This window comes from Salmonella sp. NW722, from assembly GCF_051702785.1.
Classification (GTDB): Bacteria; Pseudomonadota; Gammaproteobacteria; order Enterobacterales; family Enterobacteriaceae; genus Salmonella; species Salmonella enterica.
Genome location: NZ_JAMMIN010000032.1, coordinates 1 through 301, shown reverse-complemented (window position 1 = coordinate 301; position 301 = coordinate 1). Strand labels below are relative to the sequence as shown.

Here is a 301-nt window from a genome sequence, read left to right as displayed (position 1 = left end):
GCGGGAATAGCTCAGTTGGTAGAGCACGACCTTGCCAAGGTCGGGGTCGCGAGTTCGAGTCTCGTTTCCCGCTCCAAATTTGAAAGTGCTTGTTAAGCACAGACGCACCCAAGCGGGAATAGCTCAGTTGGTAGAGCACGACCTTGCCAAGGTCGGGGTCGCGAGTTCGAGTCTCGTTTCCCGCTCCAAATTTGAAAGTGCTTGTTAAGCACAGACGCACCCAAGCGGGAATAGCTCAGTTGGTAGAGCACGACCTTGCCAAGGTCGGGGTCGCGAGTTCGAGTCTCGTTTCCCGCTCCAA

At 55.8% G+C, this 301-nt stretch carries 3 tRNA genes; all 3 read left to right on the top strand.

The annotated features are described in order from the left end of the window. The 3 genes from NA330_RS23225 to NA330_RS23215 all read left to right on the top strand — a co-directional run bounded on the left by NA330_RS23225 (window position 1) and on the right by NA330_RS23215 (window position 300). Window positions 1-76, top strand: a tRNA-Gly gene (locus NA330_RS23225). A 36-nt stretch (window positions 77-112) separates the two neighbouring features. Beyond that, a tRNA-Gly gene (locus tag NA330_RS23220) sits at window positions 113-188 on the top strand. Between the two features lie 36 nt (window positions 189-224). Then, a tRNA-Gly gene (locus tag NA330_RS23215) sits at window positions 225-300 on the top strand. The last annotated feature ends 1 nt before the right edge of the window (window position 301 follow it).